This window comes from Campylobacter troglodytis, from assembly GCF_006864425.1.
Taxonomy (GTDB): domain Bacteria; phylum Campylobacterota; class Campylobacteria; order Campylobacterales; family Campylobacteraceae; genus Campylobacter_D; species Campylobacter_D troglodytis.
Genome location: NZ_QHLI01000147.1, coordinates 1 through 1,376 on the forward strand (window position 1 = coordinate 1; position 1,376 = coordinate 1,376).

The window sequence follows — 1,376 nt, forward strand, 5'->3', positions numbered from 1 at the left end:
CATTCCAAATACAGACGTTTTCTTGCCAGCCCCACGCCCACGCTTTCCACGAACTCTTTTAGCTCCAAAATAACTCTCACCCTCTTCGATTTCACCGCTGAGATTTTTTCACACTCTTTGGCTATCAAAAGCTTGCTGCACTATCCTATTCACGCAAGGGCGAGAAACCTTACGCAAAACAGCGATTTTGCTCACACAAATGTCAGCACAAAAACACTCTAAAATCTGCCTAAATTTTCGCTCTGAAATGTAGGGCAAAAATATATACTTGTTTAACATCGATTTTACCAACCTTTCAGCCGTAATTATATCAGCTAAAAGTATCAATCGCCTTTAGTTTTTGCTTTTTTTGCGTGTTCAACGCCAACTTCAACTCAAATTCAACCAACACCTCTTCCTCCAGAGTTTGTTAAACTATTAAATGATTGCACTGATAAAGGCTATAAATATGATTGCGAACGCTTAGTTGAAAAATACGGTTGGGTTTTTCCTAGCCTCCAAAAATGCGATGAAAATAATTGCTATGATGTAGGGGTTATACTTAATAGACTTGAACGATATTTTGAAGCAGTTCCTTATTACAAAAAATCTTGCGATGAACTTAATGTAGGATCATCTTGTTCTAATTTAGGAGAGATGTATGCCGATGGGCAAGGTCTTAGAAAGGATGATTTTATAGCCAAGAAGTATTATGAAAAAGGGTGCGCTTTAAATAGCGGTCCTGCTTGCAATAACTTAGGTCTTTTGTATGTTTATGGAGACGGAGTAGCACAGAATTTATCCACAGCAAAAGAGTATTTTGGCAAGGGGTGTGATTTTGGCTCACAAAAAGGCTGCGATAATTATAAAAGAGATTGGTTGAAAAAAGATGATGAGGATTAAAAAGCACCTAAAAACCACAAAAGCTCATAACTTACTTTTTTTGTCAAACTAACAAACAAGATAAGTGAAAATTCAAGCATTAATGCTTTTAAATTCAAGTCAATTTTTCATTTTTAAACTTGATCTTATTTTAGTTTTAAGTGCGTAAAAAAAATTGCCCATATTAAGCCTTTTGTGTTTAAGATACTTAAAAAATTCAAGGCTTGAATTTTTATAATTTATCCTTAAAACTTGCAATATTTTCTTGCAAAAATGCTTGAATTCTTTTAAAATTACAAGGCTGATCTTTTTCTCAGATCAACACTTTTAAAGCCCTTAAAAAGCTCATTTAAACATAAATATTTGGCTCAATTTAACTTAAGCTCTAATAAAAGAGCTTCAAGTTATGATTACAACGATGAAAAACAAGTATATAGTCCGTTCCCGAATTGTCTCAAAAGAAATTTAGGGAAATTTTGAAGTATTTTTTTGCTTCGTTTCGTCTTGCAACTTTG

2 protein-coding genes and 1 pseudogene are annotated in these 1,376 nt (G+C 33.8%); 1 reads left to right on the forward strand and 2 read right to left on the reverse strand.

The genetic code is table 11. The features are described 5' to 3' along the window. Both DMC01_RS16940 and DMC01_RS16945 read right to left on the reverse strand, forming a co-directional pair. Positions 1 to 105 (reverse strand): annotated as a pseudogene (locus tag DMC01_RS16940) (IS1595 family transposase); the annotation flags it as partial. Positions 106 to 108: 3 nt separating this feature from the next. Further along, positions 109 to 327: an RING finger protein gene (locus DMC01_RS16945; RefSeq protein WP_142694501.1), complete on the reverse strand. Its 219-nt coding sequence runs from the start codon at positions 325 to 327 to the stop codon at positions 109 to 111. Positions 328 to 537: 210 nt separating this feature from the next. On the opposite strand from DMC01_RS16945, the gene DMC01_RS12460 reads away from it, so the two are divergent. After that, positions 538 to 882, forward strand: a complete 345-nt coding sequence (locus tag DMC01_RS12460) for a tetratricopeptide repeat protein (protein ID WP_282432322.1) — start codon at positions 538 to 540, stop codon at positions 880 to 882. Positions 883 to 1,376 lie beyond the last annotated feature (494 nt).